General features: G+C 63.8%; 15 protein-coding genes. 6 read left to right on the top strand and 9 right to left on the bottom strand.

Features of this window, described 5'->3' with window-relative positions:
- Nucleotides 1–154: 154 nt before the first annotated feature.
- Nucleotides 155–3,166 (bottom strand): DEAD/DEAH box helicase, encoded by a 3,012-nt coding sequence (locus H7B90_RS24830; protein ID WP_185138593.1) that lies wholly within the window; start codon nt 3,164–3,166, stop codon nt 155–157.
- Nucleotides 3,163–4,773 (bottom strand): SWIM zinc finger family protein, encoded by a 1,611-nt coding sequence (locus H7B90_RS24825; protein WP_185138592.1) that lies wholly within the window; start codon nt 4,771–4,773, stop codon nt 3,163–3,165. Before H7B90_RS24825 ends, H7B90_RS24830 begins: the two co-directional genes overlap by 4 nt.
- Nucleotides 4,774–4,910: 137 nt before the next feature.
- On the opposite strand from H7B90_RS24825, the gene H7B90_RS24820 reads away from it, so the two are divergent.
- The gene (locus tag H7B90_RS24820) at nt 4,911–5,963 is read left to right on the top strand and encodes an SGNH/GDSL hydrolase family protein (RefSeq protein WP_185138591.1); all 1,053 of its coding nucleotides are present in this window, start codon (nt 4,911–4,913) and stop codon (nt 5,961–5,963) included.
- Between the two features lie 78 nt (nt 5,964–6,041).
- Here H7B90_RS24820 and H7B90_RS24815 read toward each other — a convergent pair whose 3' ends face one another.
- The 5 genes from H7B90_RS24815 to H7B90_RS24795 are packed head-to-tail and all read right to left on the bottom strand — an operon-like array spanning nt 6,042 to nt 9,300.
- Entirely contained in the window at nt 6,042–6,440 is a 399-nt protein-coding gene (locus tag H7B90_RS24815; RefSeq protein WP_376701758.1) for a DUF350 domain-containing protein, read from the bottom strand.
- A complete protein-coding gene (locus H7B90_RS24810; RefSeq protein WP_185138589.1) occupies nt 6,428–7,144 on the bottom strand; it encodes a hypothetical protein in 717 nt (238 codons plus the stop codon). The genes H7B90_RS24815 and H7B90_RS24810 overlap by 13 nt, the downstream gene beginning before the upstream one ends.
- Complete coding sequence (locus H7B90_RS24805) at nt 7,145–8,341, bottom strand: glutathionylspermidine synthase family protein (RefSeq protein WP_185138588.1); 1,197 nt, start codon at nt 8,339–8,341, stop codon at nt 7,145–7,147. It abuts the gene before it with no gap.
- On the bottom strand, nt 8,338–9,057 hold the full coding sequence (locus H7B90_RS24800; RefSeq protein WP_185138587.1) for a hypothetical protein: 720 nt from the start codon (nt 9,055–9,057) through the stop codon (nt 8,338–8,340). The genes H7B90_RS24805 and H7B90_RS24800 overlap by 4 nt, the downstream gene beginning before the upstream one ends.
- An 18-nt stretch (nt 9,058–9,075) precedes the next feature.
- Nucleotides 9,076–9,300 (bottom strand): hypothetical protein, encoded by a 225-nt coding sequence (locus H7B90_RS24795; RefSeq protein ID WP_185138586.1) that lies wholly within the window; start codon nt 9,298–9,300, stop codon nt 9,076–9,078.
- A 151-nt stretch (nt 9,301–9,451) separates the two neighbouring features.
- On the opposite strand from H7B90_RS24795, the gene H7B90_RS24790 reads away from it, so the two are divergent.
- The 3 genes from H7B90_RS24790 to H7B90_RS24780 are packed head-to-tail and all read left to right on the top strand — an operon-like array spanning nt 9,452 to nt 12,431.
- Entirely contained in the window at nt 9,452–9,811 is a 360-nt protein-coding gene (locus H7B90_RS24790; protein ID WP_185138585.1) for a MerR family transcriptional regulator, read from the top strand.
- 2 nt (nt 9,812–9,813) lie between these two features.
- Nucleotides 9,814–10,143 carry a thioredoxin family protein gene (locus H7B90_RS24785; protein WP_185138584.1) on the top strand — a complete coding sequence of 110 codons (330 nt, stop codon included), beginning with the start codon at nt 9,814–9,816 and terminating at the stop codon, nt 10,141–10,143.
- 47 nt (nt 10,144–10,190) lie between these two features.
- Nucleotides 10,191–12,431, top strand: coding sequence for a helix-turn-helix transcriptional regulator (locus H7B90_RS24780; protein ID WP_221482155.1), 2,241 nt, complete (start codon nt 10,191–10,193; stop codon nt 12,429–12,431).
- Here H7B90_RS24780 and H7B90_RS24775 read toward each other — a convergent pair.
- Nucleotides 12,378–13,610 carry a DUF418 domain-containing protein gene (locus tag H7B90_RS24775; protein ID WP_185138583.1) on the bottom strand — a complete coding sequence of 411 codons (1,233 nt, stop codon included), beginning with the start codon at nt 13,608–13,610 and terminating at the stop codon, nt 12,378–12,380. The two genes, H7B90_RS24780 and H7B90_RS24775, sit on opposite strands and share 54 nt — an antisense overlap.
- A 198-nt stretch (nt 13,611–13,808) precedes the next feature.
- Here H7B90_RS24775 and H7B90_RS24770 point away from each other — a divergent pair, with 198 nt between their 5' ends.
- Both H7B90_RS24770 and H7B90_RS24765 read left to right on the top strand, forming a co-directional pair.
- Nucleotides 13,809–14,486 carry a response regulator gene (locus H7B90_RS24770; protein ID WP_185138582.1) on the top strand — a complete coding sequence of 226 codons (678 nt, stop codon included), beginning with the start codon at nt 13,809–13,811 and terminating at the stop codon, nt 14,484–14,486.
- 129 nt (nt 14,487–14,615) lie between these two features.
- Entirely contained in the window at nt 14,616–15,203 is a 588-nt protein-coding gene (locus tag H7B90_RS24765) for a hypothetical protein (RefSeq protein ID WP_185138581.1), read from the top strand.
- Between the two features lie 60 nt (nt 15,204–15,263).
- Here the strand turns inward: H7B90_RS24765 and H7B90_RS24760 are convergent, their stop codons facing one another.
- A complete protein-coding gene (locus H7B90_RS24760) occupies nt 15,264–16,331 on the bottom strand; it encodes a ParB/RepB/Spo0J family partition protein (RefSeq protein WP_185138580.1) in 1,068 nt (355 codons plus the stop codon).
- Between the last annotated feature and the right edge of the window lie 459 nt (nt 16,332–16,790).

Genomic DNA, 16,790 nt, shown 5'->3' with positions numbered 1-16,790 from the left:
CTGTCGGGTTCGACCGGTTATCCGATTCCAACAATCACTATAGTAGATGCAGGCCAAGCCATCTTGATTGTCCAATGACCCAGCGCGGATCAAATAAAAAAAGGGGACGAGCCAAGCCCGAATGCCTGGTTCGTCCCGTATTCGCCGCCGGAGCTCACGACAGAGTCCGGCGAAGAGTGAAGAGATCCTTCAGCGCCTCCGTCGACAGCTCGGTGATCCAGCCTTCGGAGCCGGAGATGACGTCGTCGCTGAGCTGCTGCTTGTTCTCCAGCATCTCGTCGATCCGCTCCTCGAGCGTTCCGAGCGAGATGAACTTGTGCACCTGCACGTCCTTGGTCTGACCCATCCGGTAGGCCCGGTCGGTGGCCTGGTTCTCGACGGCGGGATTCCACCAGCGGTCGAAGTGGAACACGTGGTTGGCCGCCGTCAGGTTCAAGCCGACGCCGCCCGCCTTGAGCGAGAGGATGAACACGTTCGGCTGCTCGCCGGAGGGCAAGTCATGGGACTGGAACTGCTGGATCATGCGATCCCGCTGCGACTTGGAGGTGCTTCCGTTCAGGTAGAGGACGGGTTCGTTCAGCTCGTGCCGGAGGGCGGCCTGAATCATCCGACCCATCCCGAGATATTGCGTGAAGATGAGGCAGCGCTCCCCTTCCTCCCGCAGCTCCTTCACCATGGCGAGCAGCCTCTCGAGCTTGGAGGAGCGCGAGACGAGCGATTCGAGCGCCTCCCCGCCGAGTCCGGCCCAGTCGCCCGCCGTCTCGGCCTCCGGGCCGGACTCCTTGTCGAGCAGTACCGGGTGGTCGCAAGCTTGCTTCAGCTGGGTCAGGGCGGCCAGGATCGCTCCCTTGCGCTGGATGCCTTCGAGCTTCTGCAGCTTCTCGAGCAGCTCCTTGACGCAGCGATCGTAGACCGCCGCTTGTTCGGTCGTGAGATGAACGTAAGTCTTCATCTCGTTCTTGTCCGGCAGGTCCAGCTGGATGGCCGGATCCTTCTTCTTGCGGCGAAGCATGAAGGGCTTGATCAGCCGTTGGAGATCGGCCGTCCGCTTCGGATCGCGGTCCCGCTCGATCGGCGTCGCGAAGCGGTCCTGGAACGCGCGCGCTCCGCCCAGGAAGCCGGGATTCATGAAGTCGTAGATGGACCACAGCTCCGAGAGCCTGTTCTCGATGGGAGTACCCGTGAGCGCGATCCGGTGCCGGGCCGGGAAGCTGCGGACAGCCGCCGATTGCTTCGTCTGCGCGTTCTTGATGTTCTGCGCTTCGTCGAGACAGACGGCTCCCCACAGGAAGTCCTTGATCGTCTCCTGGTCCAGGGAAGCGGTCGCGTAGGAGGTCAACACGACGTCGGCTTCGCGCGCGGCGGCGCGGAAGGCTTCCCCTTCCAGGCGTCCGCTTCCGTAATGAAGCAGAACCCGAAGCGACGGGGCGAAGCGGCTCAGCTCCTTCTGCCAGTTGCCCAGCACCGAGGTCGGGCAGACGATGAGCGACGGCAGCCGCTCTCCGCCGGCTTCCTCCTGCGACGCCTTCGCGTGCAGCAAATACGTAATCAGCTGGACCGTCTTGCCGAGGCCCATATCGTCCGCCAGACAGGCGCCGAGTCCGAGCTGGCGGAGCCCGGCGAGCCAAGCGAAGCCGTCCCGCTGATAGCCGCGCAGCTCCGCGCGGAGCCCGGAAGGGATGTCCGGCTTCGGCCATTCCGCTTGCTGGTTCAAGCGGCTCATCAGCTTCGCCAGATGCTCGCTCAGCTCCACCTCGATCCGGACCCGCGCCGCTTCTTCTTCCGCTCGCAGGGCGTCCTCCGCGGAGAGCTCTCCGTCCGTCCCGCCGCTCGAGCTGCCATCCCCGTCTCCGAGCAGGTGCAGCTGCAGCACGTCCTGGAACGTCAACCCCTGCGACTTGTCCATCCCCTCCATCGCCCGGCGGATCTGCGCGAGCAGCTCCGGATCGAGAGCGATCCACCGGCCGCGGAACTTGACGAGCCTCTCTCCGCGGGCGACCAGCGCCAGGAACTCTTCCTCGTTCAGATCGGCGTCGCCGATGGCGATGCGCCAGTCGAAGCTGAGGATGGCGTTCAGCCCGAACAGCGACTTGCCGCCGCCTCGTTCCGCGCCCTGATCCTCCTTCACCTTGGCGCGCAGCCGCGGCTTCTTCTTCCGGGCGGCCTCCCACCAGGCCGGAAGCAGCACCTGCCAGCCGGTCTCCAGCAGGCGCCGGCTCTCCACGGTCAAGAACCGCCAGGCATCCTCGTCGCCCAGCGTCCCGGCCAGCACGTCGTCGCTCCCGGCGAACCGCGCAGCCGGCAGGCATGCCCGCAGCTGATCCAGCCAGCCGCGCGACCGCTCCCGCACCTGCGCCGTCCACTCGGGCGGCCACTTGCCGCGGGCTTCCCCGTCCGACGCCAGCCGAACCTTGTAGACCGTCGCCGCGTCCCGCTTGTCCTGCAGCACGAGCTTCAGCCGCCACCTCGGGAACTCCATCCCTTCCCAAGGCTCCAATAGCTGCAGCACGGGGCGGAACGGCGCGGTGTCCGTCTTCCAGCCGATCCGGACAAGCCAGGAACGGGCGTCGAGCCCGGCCGACGCTTGAACGGCGGCTTCGCCCTTCGCGAAGAGGAGAGGGAACTCCCGGCGCAGATCCGCCGCCGCTTCCTCCGTTCCGTAGCGGCGATGGAACACCGCGGCGGAGAAGGCCGCCCGCAGACCCTCGAGGACGGCTTCCTCCAATCCGCTCCCCTCCAACTCCGCCCGCCTCGGCTCCTCGAGCGCGTCCGGGTCCCAGATCCAGCGCAGCCTCCCGGCCCGGTACGCCGCCAGATCGGGAACGTATTTGCCGCCCTCCAGGCATTCCGCCAGCAGGGGGGCGAGACGAAGAAGCGTCTCGGCCTCGTCCTTCCAGATCCATTCCACGTGCTCGAGCCGCCGGCCGTCCGCGAGGAACGGAATCACTTCCTCGGAAGGAAGCAAGACGGCCTCGACCTCGCCGACCTTCCGGATCTCGAGCTCGGTGCCGTAGAAGGAGGGTTCGTGCCAGGCGAACAGCTTCTGCTTCAGCAGAAGCCCGGGCGACTCCTCGTAGGGGTCCGTCTCGGCGTAGAACAGGGCGTCCCCGTGTTCGCTCAGGACGATCCGGACGGCGAACGTGTCGACTTGTTTGCTAGCGATCATGGGATCAGCTTCCCCTTCCTAAGCTCCTCCTGAAGCGCCCGAAGCCGGCCGTGGCGGCTTGCGAACGCTTCGAGGAACGATTCCCAGCGTTGTTCCCGCTTCAGCTTCTTGTACAGCTTGGCCAAGCGCTTGAGCAGCTTCACCGCGAGCTTGTAGCCTTGCCTGTTCTTGGTCAGCACGTACCGTTCGACGGCTTGGTGGTAGAACGGAAGCAGCGTCTCGGGCGCCTCCTTCTCCAGCGGCTGCAGCTCCGTCGCCCGATAGTCGAGCGGATCGCTTCCGAGGCTGAGCTGGTAGTCGATCCACTGCTCCCACCGGCCGCGGGCTCTCAGCTTCTCTTCGTACAGATGGCCGGAGTAGGGGAGCTGGCCGGCGATCGCGTCCCACATCCTCTCCTCCGCCTCGGGCAGCCGCTCCACGACGGCTTCCCAATATTGCCCGTACTTGTCCTGGCTGCCGTAGCGGCGGCCGATCAGCGGCGCGGCGCATTCGGCCAGCCAGTCCGCCAGCCGCGGCCATTCGCCGGCTTCGGCCAAGTGCTGCAGCAAGCGCAGCACGTCGCCGTGGCGGAGCCGGTGCTTGTCCGCTTCCGCGAGCAAGCTCCACGCCTCGCGGTCTTCCTTCCGATACAGGTGCATCCAGCTTCGGGCGACGAGCAGGGCGAGCCGGGACAGGCTCGCTCCCCGCGCGCTCTCCTCCTCCCGGAGCATTCGCAGCTCTTCGGCGTAGATCCCCGGGTCTTGAACGTTCGGCCAGATCCAGCGCGCCCACAGCTCGACGTAAGTCTCCAGCAGGGAGGACTCCCCTTGGGTCTCCGTCAGCATGGCGCCGCGCAAGTACGACGCCGTCTCGAGCAGGCGGGCTCGCCCTTCGGGTTCGGAGGCGAGATCCAGCTCCTGCTCGAGGCCGTGCAGGATCGCATCCTTCGCGTCGGCGGCCGCGATGCTCGTGTAGTACCCCATGAACGTTCCGGCGGTTAGCTTCCGCAGGACGAACAGATAAGCGTTCAGCCCGAACAGCCGCTCGGCCGCCGGCGACAGCGAGGGCGTGGCGTCCCGAACGACGGAGAGGAAGTCCGTCACGTATCGGGGATTCAGGGTCGCGTTATCGAGACGATCGGCGCAGAGCGCGAACCATTCGTGCCACTCCGCGACGCTCATCGCGGGAATCGCCAGCGCTCGCCGGCGAATCTCGGGAAGCGGCGACGAACCGCCGCCCGTCTTGGCGGAGCTCGCCCGTACGCCGGCTTCCTCGGCCTGCTGCATGAGGAAGGTCGTCCTGGCGTTCGCGAGCGCATGAATCGATCGGCCGCGCTCGTCGGCGTACGCCATCAGGACGGCCGCCATATGCTTGCATGGACTCTCCGACGAACACTCGCATTCGCTCGCCCGCATATCGTCGAGATTCAACCGGACCGTGCAAGGCCCCGCGTCTTCGACGACGGCTTCGACGCGGCGGGGAGCCGCGACGTCGAGCGGGCCAACCAATCCTTTTTTGTACCATTGGAAGCCTCTCTTGATCGAGAGGTCGTCGAAGGCGTCCGCCGCATCCCGAAGCAGCTTGTTCCATTGGGCGTCGTCCAGCCTGTGGTCGGTGGGTATCGTCATGCTCTCTTCTCCCGGGCTCTTCGTTTATCTCTCCATTATACCATCCCAATCTTCGCGCCTCGCAAGACAAACGGACAAACCCCGAGCTCCCGGGCGCGATATATTGAGAGTAGAAGAGAGGGAGGGGGCTGGCCGCTATGGGAACCGGCTTCGACTTTGCAAGGGCGATGGCCCCGTTCTGGCTGTCGACGACCCAGTACGACGAATCGCTGCTGATGGTATCGGCGGGGGCGGGGCTGCCCGAAGCCCGCCTGCTGTTCAGGCCGGAGCAGATCGTGTCTCTCACCGATTCCGCGCTGAGGACCGAATACGTCTACGGAATCGATTGGCTGTACGACCCCGTCGCGAACGCGATCCGGCTCCCCGCGGGTTCGAGGGCCCCGTTCTTGACGGAAGACGAGCTGTATCCTCCGGTACCGGGCCCGGACACGCTGTACAGGACAGGGGGCGGACATATTCTGGGGAAAATGAGCGGAGGCTTCTTCCACGAGAAGCAGCTGGCCGTGACGTATCGGATCGCCTCGAACGATTGGGGAGGTCCCGTCCCCGTCTTCGAGCCGGGCCTCCTGCCCCGCACGATAGGCCGATTGACCGCGGGCAGCCCGCTGAAGATCGCGTTCTTCGGGGACAGCATTACCTTGGGGGCCGACGCGAGCGGTTATTTGAACGTCCCTCCCTTCATGCCGGGTTGGGAGAAGCTGGTGGAGAGGAAGCTGAACGGCTCGTATTCCTCGGCCGTCTCCACCGTCAATCTGTCGCTCTACGGCAAGAATTCCATCGTCGGCGCGGAGTCGGCCGCCGCCTTGGTCGCTCCCGAGAAGCCGGACCTGGTCGTCGTCGCGTTCGGCATGAACGACGGCGCGGTCGTCTCTCCGGACGCCTTCCGGAACAACATCCGGACGATCATCCAGGACGTGAAGGCGGGCCATCCGCCGGCCGAATTCATTCTCGTCTCCACCATGCTGCCGAATCCGGAGACCCCGTTTTACGCCATGCAAGCCAGCTACCGGGAGGAGCTCGCCAAGCTCGTCGGTCCCGGCGTCGCGCTCGCCGACATGACGCGGATCCATCAGGAGCTGCTGCTCCGGAAGCCCTACCGCGACATGACGGGCAACCATATCAACCACCCGAACGATTACCTGGTTCGCTGGTACGCGCAAGTCGTGTCCGCGCTGCTCGTGCCCGGATAACGGTCGGAAGCGCAGAGAACCCCGCCGGGGCGTCCCGGCGGGGTTCGTTCGCGATGCGCGCCGTGCGCGGCGCCGCGGTCACACGATAAGGCTGCTGATGGCGAAGCTCATGCCGATGAAGACGAAGCAGAGCAGAATGCCGACCGCCACGTTGCCGTCCTTCAGATGCTCGGACAGCTTCAGTCCGGGCGTCGCCAATTCCAGCACCCAGTAGGCGACGATCAGGCAGACGTAGCCGACGGCGAACCAGAGGATCATGTGCCAGATCGAGCTGTTCGTATACGCCGACACGCCCAGGATGATCGCCGTCCCCAAGAACTTGCCGCCGAAGGCGAGCCCGACGGCCGTATTGCCCTTCTTCAGCTCCTCCAGATCGTTGAAGGGAGTCATCCAACTGAAGACGGCCATTCCAAGCAGTTGCAGAACGATAATGACGATAATGCTGACGACGATGTCGACAACGATCAAGCGGCCCACCCCCGGAACTTGGCATATGCCATATCATAATTGCTGTAATCGTGCACTTCCTCGAGAACGACGCCGACCTTCTTCTGCGTCTTGAGCTTGGCGTATCGCTCCTCGTCGATCGGCTGCTTGATCTTCTGCCCCGAGGGGAGAGTCAGCACCGCGAATTCGCGGGTCTGGCCCTTGTACGTCGTCTTGTACACGCCGACGAGGTCGATCTCCGTCTTCAGGCTCAGCTTCAGCTTGGCGAGATCCGCCTCGGCCGCCTCCTTCGTCTTGAACGACTTGATCGGCTTCCAGGAGGTCAGCGTGACGTCCGTCCGGTCGTTCGCGTCCGTCTTCATGACGGCCCCCATGTATTGCAGCGCCCACACTTTGTCTCCGGTGGCGTAATTGTTGTCGTTCGGCAGCAGATCGTTGTCCGGCAGCAGCGTCATGTCTCCTCCGATGAGGTCGCCGACGGTGCCTTCCACGATCCGGTAATCCCACGGCACGGTATTCGAGCTCTGAGCCGTCTGGGAGCCGGACGAGTAGTTGGACGGGTTGTCGTCCGACCAGTAGACCGCCGAATCCTCCCACTGGCTTCCGCCGCTCGAGCAGGAGTTCACGAGGATGCCCAGGAAAACGATAAGCAGAATCCCGCCGATGATGATGGGCGCGATTCGGGCGGAGGCCTTCTCGTTCTCGTATCTCCTTCTTCGTTCGTAGTCGTTCATTCATCTCACTCCGATCGCCACAAAATGACTCGCGTTCCCCGTAATCGGGCCGCCCGCGCGTCCGAGCAAGCCGCAGGGAACGCCGTTGATCACGAACATCCCGGTCAGCAGGTGGAACTCCCCGGCGGCCAGCCGGATCTTCGCGAGCTCCGCCCGCTGCTGATAGACGAGCGGGAACAGCCGGCTCGTGTCGTAGCCGTCCTTGTCCTGGAGCTCCAGCCGTCCTTCGGCGTCGAACAGGGAGACGGAGCCGCCTTCCCGTCCGAACATCGACTTCGAGACGAAGCTGCCGTCGAACAGCGGCTTGTTGTAGGTCGGAAGCATATACCGGCCGATCGCCTCCCGCTCCTCCGGCCCGAACGCCAGCTGCAGCTCGTACAGGCCCCAGATCAAGGCTTGCATCCCCTTGGACTGGAGAAGAATCGCGTGAGGGGAGTTGAACAGCCGAAGCCGCTCCGTCTCGATGGCGTATGCGAGCGCGTCGCCGCCTTCGTCGACCGCCATCCATTCCTTCGGATACAGGGCGAACAAGCGGCGGATCTCCTCGCCGTCCTTGCCGCGAAGCGTCCCTTCGTCGACCCACAGGTCGAGGCAGTCGACGCCCTTCGTATCGAGGCCGCCGTGCCGAATCAGCAGGTCGACCGTCCCCGTGTCTTCCAAGTGCTCGCCGTAGGCGACGCAAGCCGCCGCGTCCGGCCGCCACTCGGCCCAGGCCGCCCGCACGAGCGACGGCATCTCCAGGTTCGCGCAGCGCGCTCCGTATTGCTCGCACATCCACGGCGTAGCGGCCGCCGCTTCCGCGTAGCCCGTCGGCGTATCCGCGTTCAGCTCCAGCAAGCGGATCTCGCCCGTCTCCGATACGGCCCAGTCGAACCGGGCATACCGGCTGATAAGCCCTTCCGGCTCGAGCGGAATCCGGTCGAGGCTCTCCCACAGCACCCGGGGGATGCCGATCATCCCGTACAGATCGTGCTTGCCGGCGACGAACCGGGCGGCCTTGTCGAAGATTCCCCAGAGAGCGGCGGAAGCCCGCTCCAGCTCCTCGTAGACGGCGCCGTCCATAACGACCAGCTGGTCGATCCAGTACGGATCGCCGTCCAGGTCCGCCCAGCCGAAGCCCATGGCTTCAAGCTCCTTCACGCGCGCGGCGCGGTCGGGACGGGGCGCTCCGAGCACCTCGAACGCCGGCCGGTTCATCCGCCGAACCCGCCGCCGCTCGACTTCGAAGAGCTCGAGGAGCTGAAGCCGCTCGACTTCCCGCCGATGCCGCCCGCGGAAGACGAAGTCGAGCGGCGCGTGATCGAGCCGGTCGAGCTCGAGGTCTTCGGCCGGACGGCGGAGCCGACGACCGGCTTGTTCTGGAACGCGTCCGTGCCGTAGCTGCGCGGCTTGTAGACTTGGCCGGTAGAGGCGTCGTACGCCGTCCGGCCGCCGTAATAAGCCCCGGAAGAATACGTATTCCCGTTGCCCATGATCATGTGGTACAACAGCAGATCGTCCCAGCCGAAGCCGGACGACGTATGAATGACCGTCGTGCCTCCGCCGGACCCGCCCGACCCGCCGGTGCCTCCGCCGGATACGCCGGCCGCCGCTTCCGTCGCAGGCGGCTCCTCCAGCTCTTCCTCGGTCAGCGGGATGTTCCAGTCGACCGAAGGATCGAAGTAGGCCTTCACTTCCTCCGACGACCATTCGGCCAGCACCGGGGCTTCCGAGGCGGCCGCGCCGGACGCCGTCGGCGAAGCGGACGGCACGGCCGTATCCGCCGACGCGGATCCCGGCGTTCCGGCCGAATACAGCGCGTTCGCCAGCAAGGCGATGCCGAGCGACGTCGACAATACCTTCAGCGGTTTGCCGTCCGGCGAGAACAGCTGCGGGAGCTTGGGCGCTTCCCCTTTTTTCTCCTGATCGCTCATCTTCTCTCCCTCTCTCGCTTAGAGCTTCATGACCGGCCGCACCTTGGTGAGCAGCAGCTCCACTTCTTGCGTGTCCACGTTCAGCCGGCCTTCCACCGTCTCGTACTCGACTCCTCCGACGGTGAGGTAATTGACGTGATGGAGAGCTTCCATCATATTCGCGCTCCACTCGCGCCGGTCGATCTCGCGAATGTCTCCGCCCGGCTGCTTCTCAAGCAGATGCACGACGATTCCCTTTTCCAAACGAACCCCTCCTCTTCCAGAAAAAAGAGCACCCCAATGATTACGTAACTTCCCGTCCCGTTGTTGCGCCCGTCGCGAAAAAAAATGTTGACTCTGACATTGATGTCAGGGTTTATCATTAGAGCATCGGCCGATTCGGGGAGGTGGCGCTATGAAGATCGGGGAGCTGTCGAAGGCGACGGGGGCCAGCGTGCGCTCGCTGCGCTATTACGAGCAGAAGGGACTGCTGACGGCTTCGAGGCAGGCCAGCGGCTATCGGGAATACAACCAGCTGGCTATCGAGCAGGTGAACACGATTCAGCTCTATCTGTCGCTCGGGCTCAGCACGGAGCAGATCGCGGGGTTCCTGCACTGCGTCATGATAAGCAAGGAGGCGTTCTGCGCGGAAGTGCTGCCCGTCTACGAGAAGAAGCTGGCCGAGATCGACGAGCAGCTCGCCCTGCTGACCGCCATCCGCTCGAACCTGATCGATAGAATCGCGTCCATACGCGAAGAACGAATGGAGGAATGAAGATGAGTCTTCAAGAGATAACGGAAGCCGGTTATCCGGAATTCGCGGGCCGTCCGGGAGTTGCGGTGCTCGAATTCGGGGCCGAATGGTGTCCGCCGTGCAAGGTGCTGCTGCCCATTCTGGAGGAGCTGTCGCAGGAATACGGGGAGACGGTCGCCATCGCGAAGGTCGACGCGGACGAATCGCCGGAGCTGGCTTCGCGGTTCGGCGTCATGGGCCTGCCGACCGTCATCGTGTTCAACGACGGGCAGCCCGTCGACAAGCTCGTCGGCCTTCGTCCGAAGGGCGTGTATCAGACGATTATCGAGAGATACAGGGAAGGAAATATCTGATAAAATAAACGGTATCACGGATTCGTCGGCAAGGGGATAGGAACTGCATGGGCCACGATTTGAGCCGGATCGAGCGAAGGGAAGACGACTTCCTGGTCGGCCGGGAAGGCGAGCTGGAGCGGTATCGCCGCTATCTGGACGGGGAAGCTCCGAACGGACGGAACGTATGGTGCCTCTACGGCACGGGGGGCGTCGGCAAGAGCACGCTGCTCGACGCCTTCCGGCGGATGTCCGTCCAGCGCGGGGCCGCGTTCCTCTATATGGACAGCCGGGACTTCCACCATTCGCCGGAGGAATGGGCCGAAGGGCTGCTTCGGCAGTGCTCGAGATGGCTCCCCGCGGGGACCGGAGAGGGCGAAGCGAGGGAAGGCTGGGCGGGCGAAGCCGGGGCCGAGCCGCTGCTGGCGGCTCTCGAGGCCATCTCCCGGACCCGTCCGGTCACGCTGGCCTTCGATACCTACGAGGAGATGGACGACCTCGACCCGTGGATCCGGGAGAGCCTCGTGCAGTGGCTCCCCGACCGCTGCCTCGTGCTGCTGGCGAGCCGGGTGCCGCCGAAGGGCAAGTGGAAGCTGTCTCCGGCATGGCGGGAGAGGGTGGAGCGGATTCCTCTCGGTCCCTTGGACCGGGAGGAGATTCTGTCGTACTTGGCGCGGTGCGGAATCTCTTCCCCCGAGGCTCAGGAGAAGATCCGGCGGCAGTCCAGGGGGCATCCGCTGGCGCTGACCCTGCTCGCCTCGGCGGCATTGGACGAGGAGGACGGGGAAGAGGAGCGGGAGAGCGGCTGGTTCGAGAGCCTCGCGGAGCGATGGCTTCGCGAGGCTCCGGATCCGAAGCTCCGGGAGCTCGTGGAGGTCGCCTCCATCGTCCGCCAGTTCGACTGCGAGGCGTTGGAGAGGATCGGCGGGGAAGCGGTCGACCCCGCCGACTTCGACCGGCTGTGCGGCTTGTCGTTCGTTCGCAAGTCGGCCCGCGGCTGGGCGCTGCACGACCTGATGCGGGACGCGACGAGCAAGCGGCTGCGGGAGAGGCAGCCTTCCCGCTGCCGGCTGCTGCTCGAGCGCAGCGTGCACGATTACCGCTCCCGGATCGCGGAAGCCCCGCGGGACGGGAGCGCGGCCTGGGAGATGGCCGAGTTGTTCTCCTACATCGGCAGCGCTACCCTGCGTTGGATGGTCGCCCCTTCGTCCGCGGGCGAGTATTATTGGGAGCCGCTGACGCCCGGCAATCTGGCCGAAGGCGAGAGCTACGCGGAGAACCGGATCGCCGGGGCCCGCCCGTACAGCCGGATCGGTCCCGATTCCGCGGGCGGCATCCGGCGGGCGGAGCGGGAGCTGGACCGGGAGACCGATATCGGGAAGCTGCGGGGCTTGGACCTCCGCTCCTGCCTGGACATCGGCGGGGGAGCGGCGAAGCTGCTCCGGAACCGGGAAGGGGAAGTCGTCGGCCTGTCCGTCGTCGTTCCGATTCGCGCCGAGACCCTGCCTTATCTGAGGAAGGATCCTCTGGCTTCTCCTTATCTCCGGAGCTTGACGCCGGAGCAGCTCGAGGAGCTGAAGGGGACGCCCCATCGCCCGGCCGGCTGGTTCATCCGGCTGATCGATATCGCGGATTCGGAGGATCCTTCCTTGGCGATGGAGGCTCTCTTCTTGATCTTCTCCTACATGGTATCCGACGGCATCCTGATCGCTTCTCCGCCGCCTCATCCGGCTTACGCGCGGGCGCATCTGGACATGGGCTTCGAGGTCGTGCCGGGCGTCGTCCATCGCTGGTACGACGGCGTCACCCCGACGCCGACCTTCCGGCTGGACACGAGGGGAGAGAGGCTCGGCGTCCTGCTCGACACCCTGCTCGAGCGAACGGGGATGAAGGGAGCGGGCTCCGGGGCTTCCTCCGGGGCTTCCTCCGGGACGACTTCCACTGGGAGCACTTCCCCTGGAACGACTTCCCCCGGAACGACTTCAGCCGGATCGGCTTCCTCCGGAACCGGCGCCTCTTCCTCGACCGGCGGTTCGCCGAGCGGATCGGCCGACGGGTCTTCCGCGGCGAAGACGGAAGCTCCCCCGGGACGCGGCGTTCCGGGGGAGGAAGACGAGAGGCTGTCGGTTCTGACGGAACGGGAGCGGGAGATTGCGCTGCTCGTTCTGCAAGGGCTGACCAACATCGAGATCGGCTCCCGCTTGTTCCTGAGCGAGATTACGGTGAAGAAGCACCTGAGCTCCGTCTACGAGAAGCTACGCGTCCGCAACCGCGTCGAGCTCCTTCGCCTTCTTCTCGCGAAGCCGTAGGGGCTGCGGCGCCAAGTAGGTGAACGTGCGCCACAGCCATTCCAGGGGGCCGAACCGGAACCGGCTCAGCCATAGGGCGCTCAGCGCGACTTGGCAGACGTAGATCATAAGGCTCAGAACGATCGCTTGGACGCTGCCGACCCCGTGAAGATGGAAGACGGTTCCGAGCACGATGCAGACGACCGTCTGGCCGAGGTAATTCGTCAGCGCCATCTGGCCGACGTACCCGATGGGGCGGAGCCAGGAGATCGGCTTGGGCCGCGCCAGAAGGAGCAGGAAGGTCAGGATGTAGAGCAGGCTCATCGTGATGCCGCTGAATTGAACGAGCACGGTGACGACGGCTTCGTGCCGGAATCCGAGATCGACGCTTCTCGTCAGGAGCAAGGCCAGAACCGCGACGATCGGCGCGTTGACCGTCAGGCTGACGAGCCATACCCGGCGGATCGTCTTCCTATTCGCGGCGAGGTTCGAGAACCAGTTCCGCTTGCCGGCATACAAGCCGACGAGGAACATGGCGAGGATGGCCAGCAGGAAGATCGGCTCGAACGCCGCGAGCGCGGGGGCCACCCACCGGAGCTGGTAATCGATCCACTGCGGATATGTCAGATTTTCCAAGATGGCGTTCATCCGAGGGAGCAGCTGCAGGCCTTCCGCCAGGCTCTTCTCAGCCTGCTCGGGAGTGCCGATGAACGATAAGCCGAACATGCCGAACCATACGACGACGAGCGAGACGATCCAGACGAGGATCGTCTTGTTCCGCCTTCTATAGAACAGAAGGAGAAGCAATCCTCCGATGCCGTAGAGGTGCAGGATGTCTCCCGTCCAGCCGAAGACGAAGTGCAGGGCCCCGATCAGAAGAAGCGCGGTTATCCGTCTCAGGTAGAGCCGGTTCGGGCGGGGCGACTTCGCTTCGGCCCGGCTCATGAAGATGTAGAAGCCGAGTCCGAACAGGAAGGAGAAGATCGTGAAGAACTTCCCTTCGACGAACAGCTTGACGAGGATGTCTCCGACCCGGTCCGCTCCCTCGGAGCCGGTCGGCACTCCGTATACCCCGTAAACGAAGCTCGGGTTGAAAAACTGGGGCAAATTCATAATCAGGATTCCGAGCAGGGCGAACCCTCTCAGGATATCGATTCCCACATTCCGTTCGTTCCGTTGAACGGGATTCGCATTTCTCATAAATCTTCTCCTTCGCTCTCTTATCCCTACTAACGATACAGCCGCATCCTCGGGCGCGGTATTATCCGCAAGGATAAATCGGAGGTATACCTGGGGGTGCGGCCTATAGGCGATTCGGTCTAACGGTAGAGGGAATCCGCGGTTCCGCATCGAAGTTAAGGGATAAGAAGCACTCGGGGGAGAAAGGAGAGTCGACGCATGCCGCTCGGTAACGAGTCCGACAACAAAAGGCTGCTGATCGTCGAGGACCATCCGATGTTCCGCGACGGCTTGGCGGCGGTGCTGCGGCCGCTGCCGGGGATCGAGCTGGCCGGCCTGGCCCGGGACGGCGAAGAGGCCGTTCGCCTGGCCGGCGAGCTGAAGCCGGACCTGGTCCTCATGGACATTCACCTGCCCGGGATCAACGGGATCGAAGCGACCCGCCGCATCGTATCGCAGCGCCCCGAGACCCGTGTACTCGTCCTGACGATGTTCGACGACGACCAGTCGGTGTTCGCCGCCATGAGGGCGGGGGCGCGGGGGTATCTGCTGAAGGAAGCGACTCCGGCGGAGATCGTGCGGGCCATCGACGCCGTCGGCCAGGGCGAAGCGATCTTCAGCCCTTCGATCGCGAGGCGGATGATGTTCTACTTCGAGACGCTGCAGCCGAAGGCCGATCCGGACGCGTTCCCCGAGCTGACGGAGCGGGAGCGGGAGATTCTCGGCTGGATCGCCAAGGGCATGAACAACTCGGAGATCGCGAAGCAGCTCGGCATCGCCCAGAAGACGATGCGCAACTACGTCTCCATCATCCTGAGCAAGCTGCAGGCGGCCGACCGCGCCCAAGCCATCGTGATGGCTCGCGAGGCGGGGCTGGGCGGGCGGGACCTTTCCTAACGGGAGGGTCTTTTTATTTCCCATAGGGGCGGGACACCGGTCACATGACGGCGGGAACGCCGGGATCGTATCCTTAGAATCGTGAAGTTCGAAGTTCACGACAACCTATTGGGGAAAGGATGTTTTATAGTGACTTTTAGCCAAGTCATTCGTTTTCTCGCCGTCTGCAGCATAATCGGGGGCTTCTTCCGGGCGGCCATGACGCCCTTCGCTCTTGCTCTAGGGCTTGACAGCATTCCGGAGCTCATCTGCGGGGTGCTCGGAACGTTGTTCATGGGCATCGGAATGTTCGGGGTGTACTTCCTGCATCTGAAGAAGTTCGGGAAGCTGGGCTTCGCCGCCTTCGCCCTCCATTCCGTGGGGAGCTTCCTGATTATGGCGCTCGTGTTCGATTCGCTGACGTTCAAGGTCTACGAGCCTTCGATGCTGCAGTCGCCGATGCCGCCATGGCCTGTCGCGGTCACGGGGATGACCTCGATGCCGATTATCATCCTGAGCATGATTCTGTTCCCGATCAGCATCTTCCGCACGAAGCTGTACTCCAAGCTGTCGGCGATTCTTCTGCTTCTGACGCCGGTCTTGAACTTCATGCCTTACGTGTCCGACGTCGGACCGCTGCTGTGGGGAGCGGCCTTCGTCCTCTATGGAATCGAGGCCTGGAAGCAAGCGGCTCCCGGCCGTACGCCGGAGCTGACGCTCGAGAGAGTCGGCGCATGACGAATAAGGCTGCACGCGGTCGCGAGGCGACCGGCGCGCAGCCTTTGCTCTTGTTGCGGATCAGTGGCCGGCGGATGCCGAAGTCGAGAGCGACTCCCGGATCCTTCTCCACTCTTCGAGGTGCTTCTCCAGATTGCCGATCCACTCGTCCACGCTCCGGGCGAACGGTTCCCGCTCCTCCGGAGGGATCGCTTCGACGCTGGACGCGACCGCGTCCGCCAGCGGGGCATGAGGAGGGAGAGAGGAAGCCAGCTTCCGAAGCTTGCCTTGGATGGCCGGTTCTTTGGGCGCGGCCGGCTCCTTCGTTTTGCCCGAATCCGGGTCCCCGTTCTCCTCGTCGTCCCCGTCGTCCCTGGCCGCCTCCTCCGCCGCTCTCCGCGCCTGTTCCGCACGCAGGGCTTCCTGCTTGGCGCGCTCCTTGCGGTTGTGCTCGAACGTCGACCACGTCTCCAGCAGCTCGTAGCCGGACTTGTAAAGCAGCTTGCTCTTAAGCCCGTCGGAGATGCTCTCGTCCTTGAACAGCTTGGCGATCCGTTTGATGTCGGTCACGGGCGTCTCGTCCCGGGCGAAGGTCAAGGCCAAGGTGTCGCGATATTCCAGCGGCAGATCCTTGAGAGGGAGCAGCTGGTCCTCCGTCAGCTTGTCCTTGCGGATCTCCGAGCCGGCGACGATCAACTTCCGGACGGCGTTCCCGAACTTGAGCAGCTCGCACTTGTTCTTGATGTAAGCTTCCGTCTTGCCGAGCTTGCCGGAGAGGAACTTGGTCGAGCTGCGGAACTTCGGGTCGTTCAGCAGCTTGTGGAACGCTTCCGCCTCCTCGATCGGGGAGAAGCCTTCGCGGGTCAGGTTCTCGGCGATCTGCTCGAGGTAGATCTCCATCTCGTCCGTCGCGTTCGACACGATGCACGGGATCGTCTCGCGCCCGAGCGTCTTGCAGGCTTTATAGCGGCGGTTCCCGTAGATGATCTTGTATCGTCCGCCGTCCGTCGGCCGTACCTTGATCGGGGACAGCAGGCCGAGCTCCTCGATGCTGTTCATAAGCTCCTGAAGCGCGTCTTCGTCGAACTGGTAGCGGGGCTGAGCCGTATCTTCGTCGATGAGGCCGATCTTGATCTCGACTATGTCCATGGGGCCGAATTCTCCTATCGTTCTCTCGAATGTCAGAATTATTATATAACAGAGAGTTTTGAGGTGGAAATATTTATGAAAAGGCGGGTGGCCGCCATCTTCTATTATACCAGACGCGGAACGGCGGCGGGATTATGGTCGGGCGGTCGGTTCGCCAACCCCGAAACAATCCCCTTTAGTCCTCGTTACAGTAACCAGTCCCCGTTAAGTGCCTCTCTAACCTCCAAAAATGGCGATTGCAGTAACCGAATCTCGCTCGAGTGCCTCTCTAACCTCCAATTTGGCGGTTGCAGTAACCAATCCTCGCTCGTGTGCCTCACTAACCTCCAAAATGGCGGTTGCAGAAACCAATCCTCGCTTGTGTGTCCCTCTAACCTCTAAAATGGCGGTTGCAGCCTTGGTTGTTAGAAGGAGCGGCATGCGAGACTTTGGCCGTGCAACGGAAGAAACGTAAGTTAG

The organism is Cohnella xylanilytica (genome assembly GCF_014212175.1).
Classification (GTDB): Bacteria; Bacillota; Bacilli; order Paenibacillales; family Paenibacillaceae; genus Cohnella; species Cohnella xylanilytica.
The sequence above is the reverse complement of the archived record's forward strand: the minus strand, read 5'-3'. Positions and strand labels throughout refer to the sequence as shown.

Bases quoted from the DNA above. Each gene is read 5' to 3' on its own strand.
- H7B90_RS24830 (WP_185138593.1), bottom strand. From the start codon at position 3,166: ATGATCGCTAGCAAACAAGTCGACACGTTCGCCGTCCGGATCGTCCTG.
- H7B90_RS24820 (WP_185138591.1), top strand. From the start codon at position 4,911: ATGGGAACCGGCTTCGACTTTGCAAGGGCGATGGCCCCGTTCTGGCTG.
- H7B90_RS24785 (WP_185138584.1), top strand. From the start codon at position 9,814: ATGAGTCTTCAAGAGATAACGGAAGCCGGTTATCCGGAATTCGCGGGC.
- H7B90_RS24780 (WP_221482155.1), top strand. From the start codon at position 10,191: ATGGGCCACGATTTGAGCCGGATCGAGCGAAGGGAAGACGACTTCCTG.
- H7B90_RS24790 (WP_185138585.1), top strand. From the start codon at position 9,452: ATGAAGATCGGGGAGCTGTCGAAGGCGACGGGGGCCAGCGTGCGCTCG.
- H7B90_RS24770 (WP_185138582.1), top strand. From the start codon at position 13,809: ATGCCGCTCGGTAACGAGTCCGACAACAAAAGGCTGCTGATCGTCGAG.
- H7B90_RS24805 (WP_185138588.1), bottom strand. From the start codon at position 8,341: ATGAACCGGCCGGCGTTCGAGGTGCTCGGAGCGCCCCGTCCCGACCGC.
- H7B90_RS24810 (WP_185138589.1), bottom strand. From the start codon at position 7,144: ATGAACGACTACGAACGAAGAAGGAGATACGAGAACGAGAAGGCCTCC.
- H7B90_RS24760 (WP_185138580.1), bottom strand. From the start codon at position 16,331: ATGGACATAGTCGAGATCAAGATCGGCCTCATCGACGAAGATACGGCT.
- H7B90_RS24775 (WP_185138583.1), bottom strand. From the start codon at position 13,610: ATGAGAAATGCGAATCCCGTTCAACGGAACGAACGGAATGTGGGAATC.
- H7B90_RS24800 (WP_185138587.1), bottom strand. From the start codon at position 9,057: ATGAGCGATCAGGAGAAAAAAGGGGAAGCGCCCAAGCTCCCGCAGCTG.
- H7B90_RS24825 (WP_185138592.1), bottom strand. From the start codon at position 4,773: ATGACGATACCCACCGACCACAGGCTGGACGACGCCCAATGGAACAAG.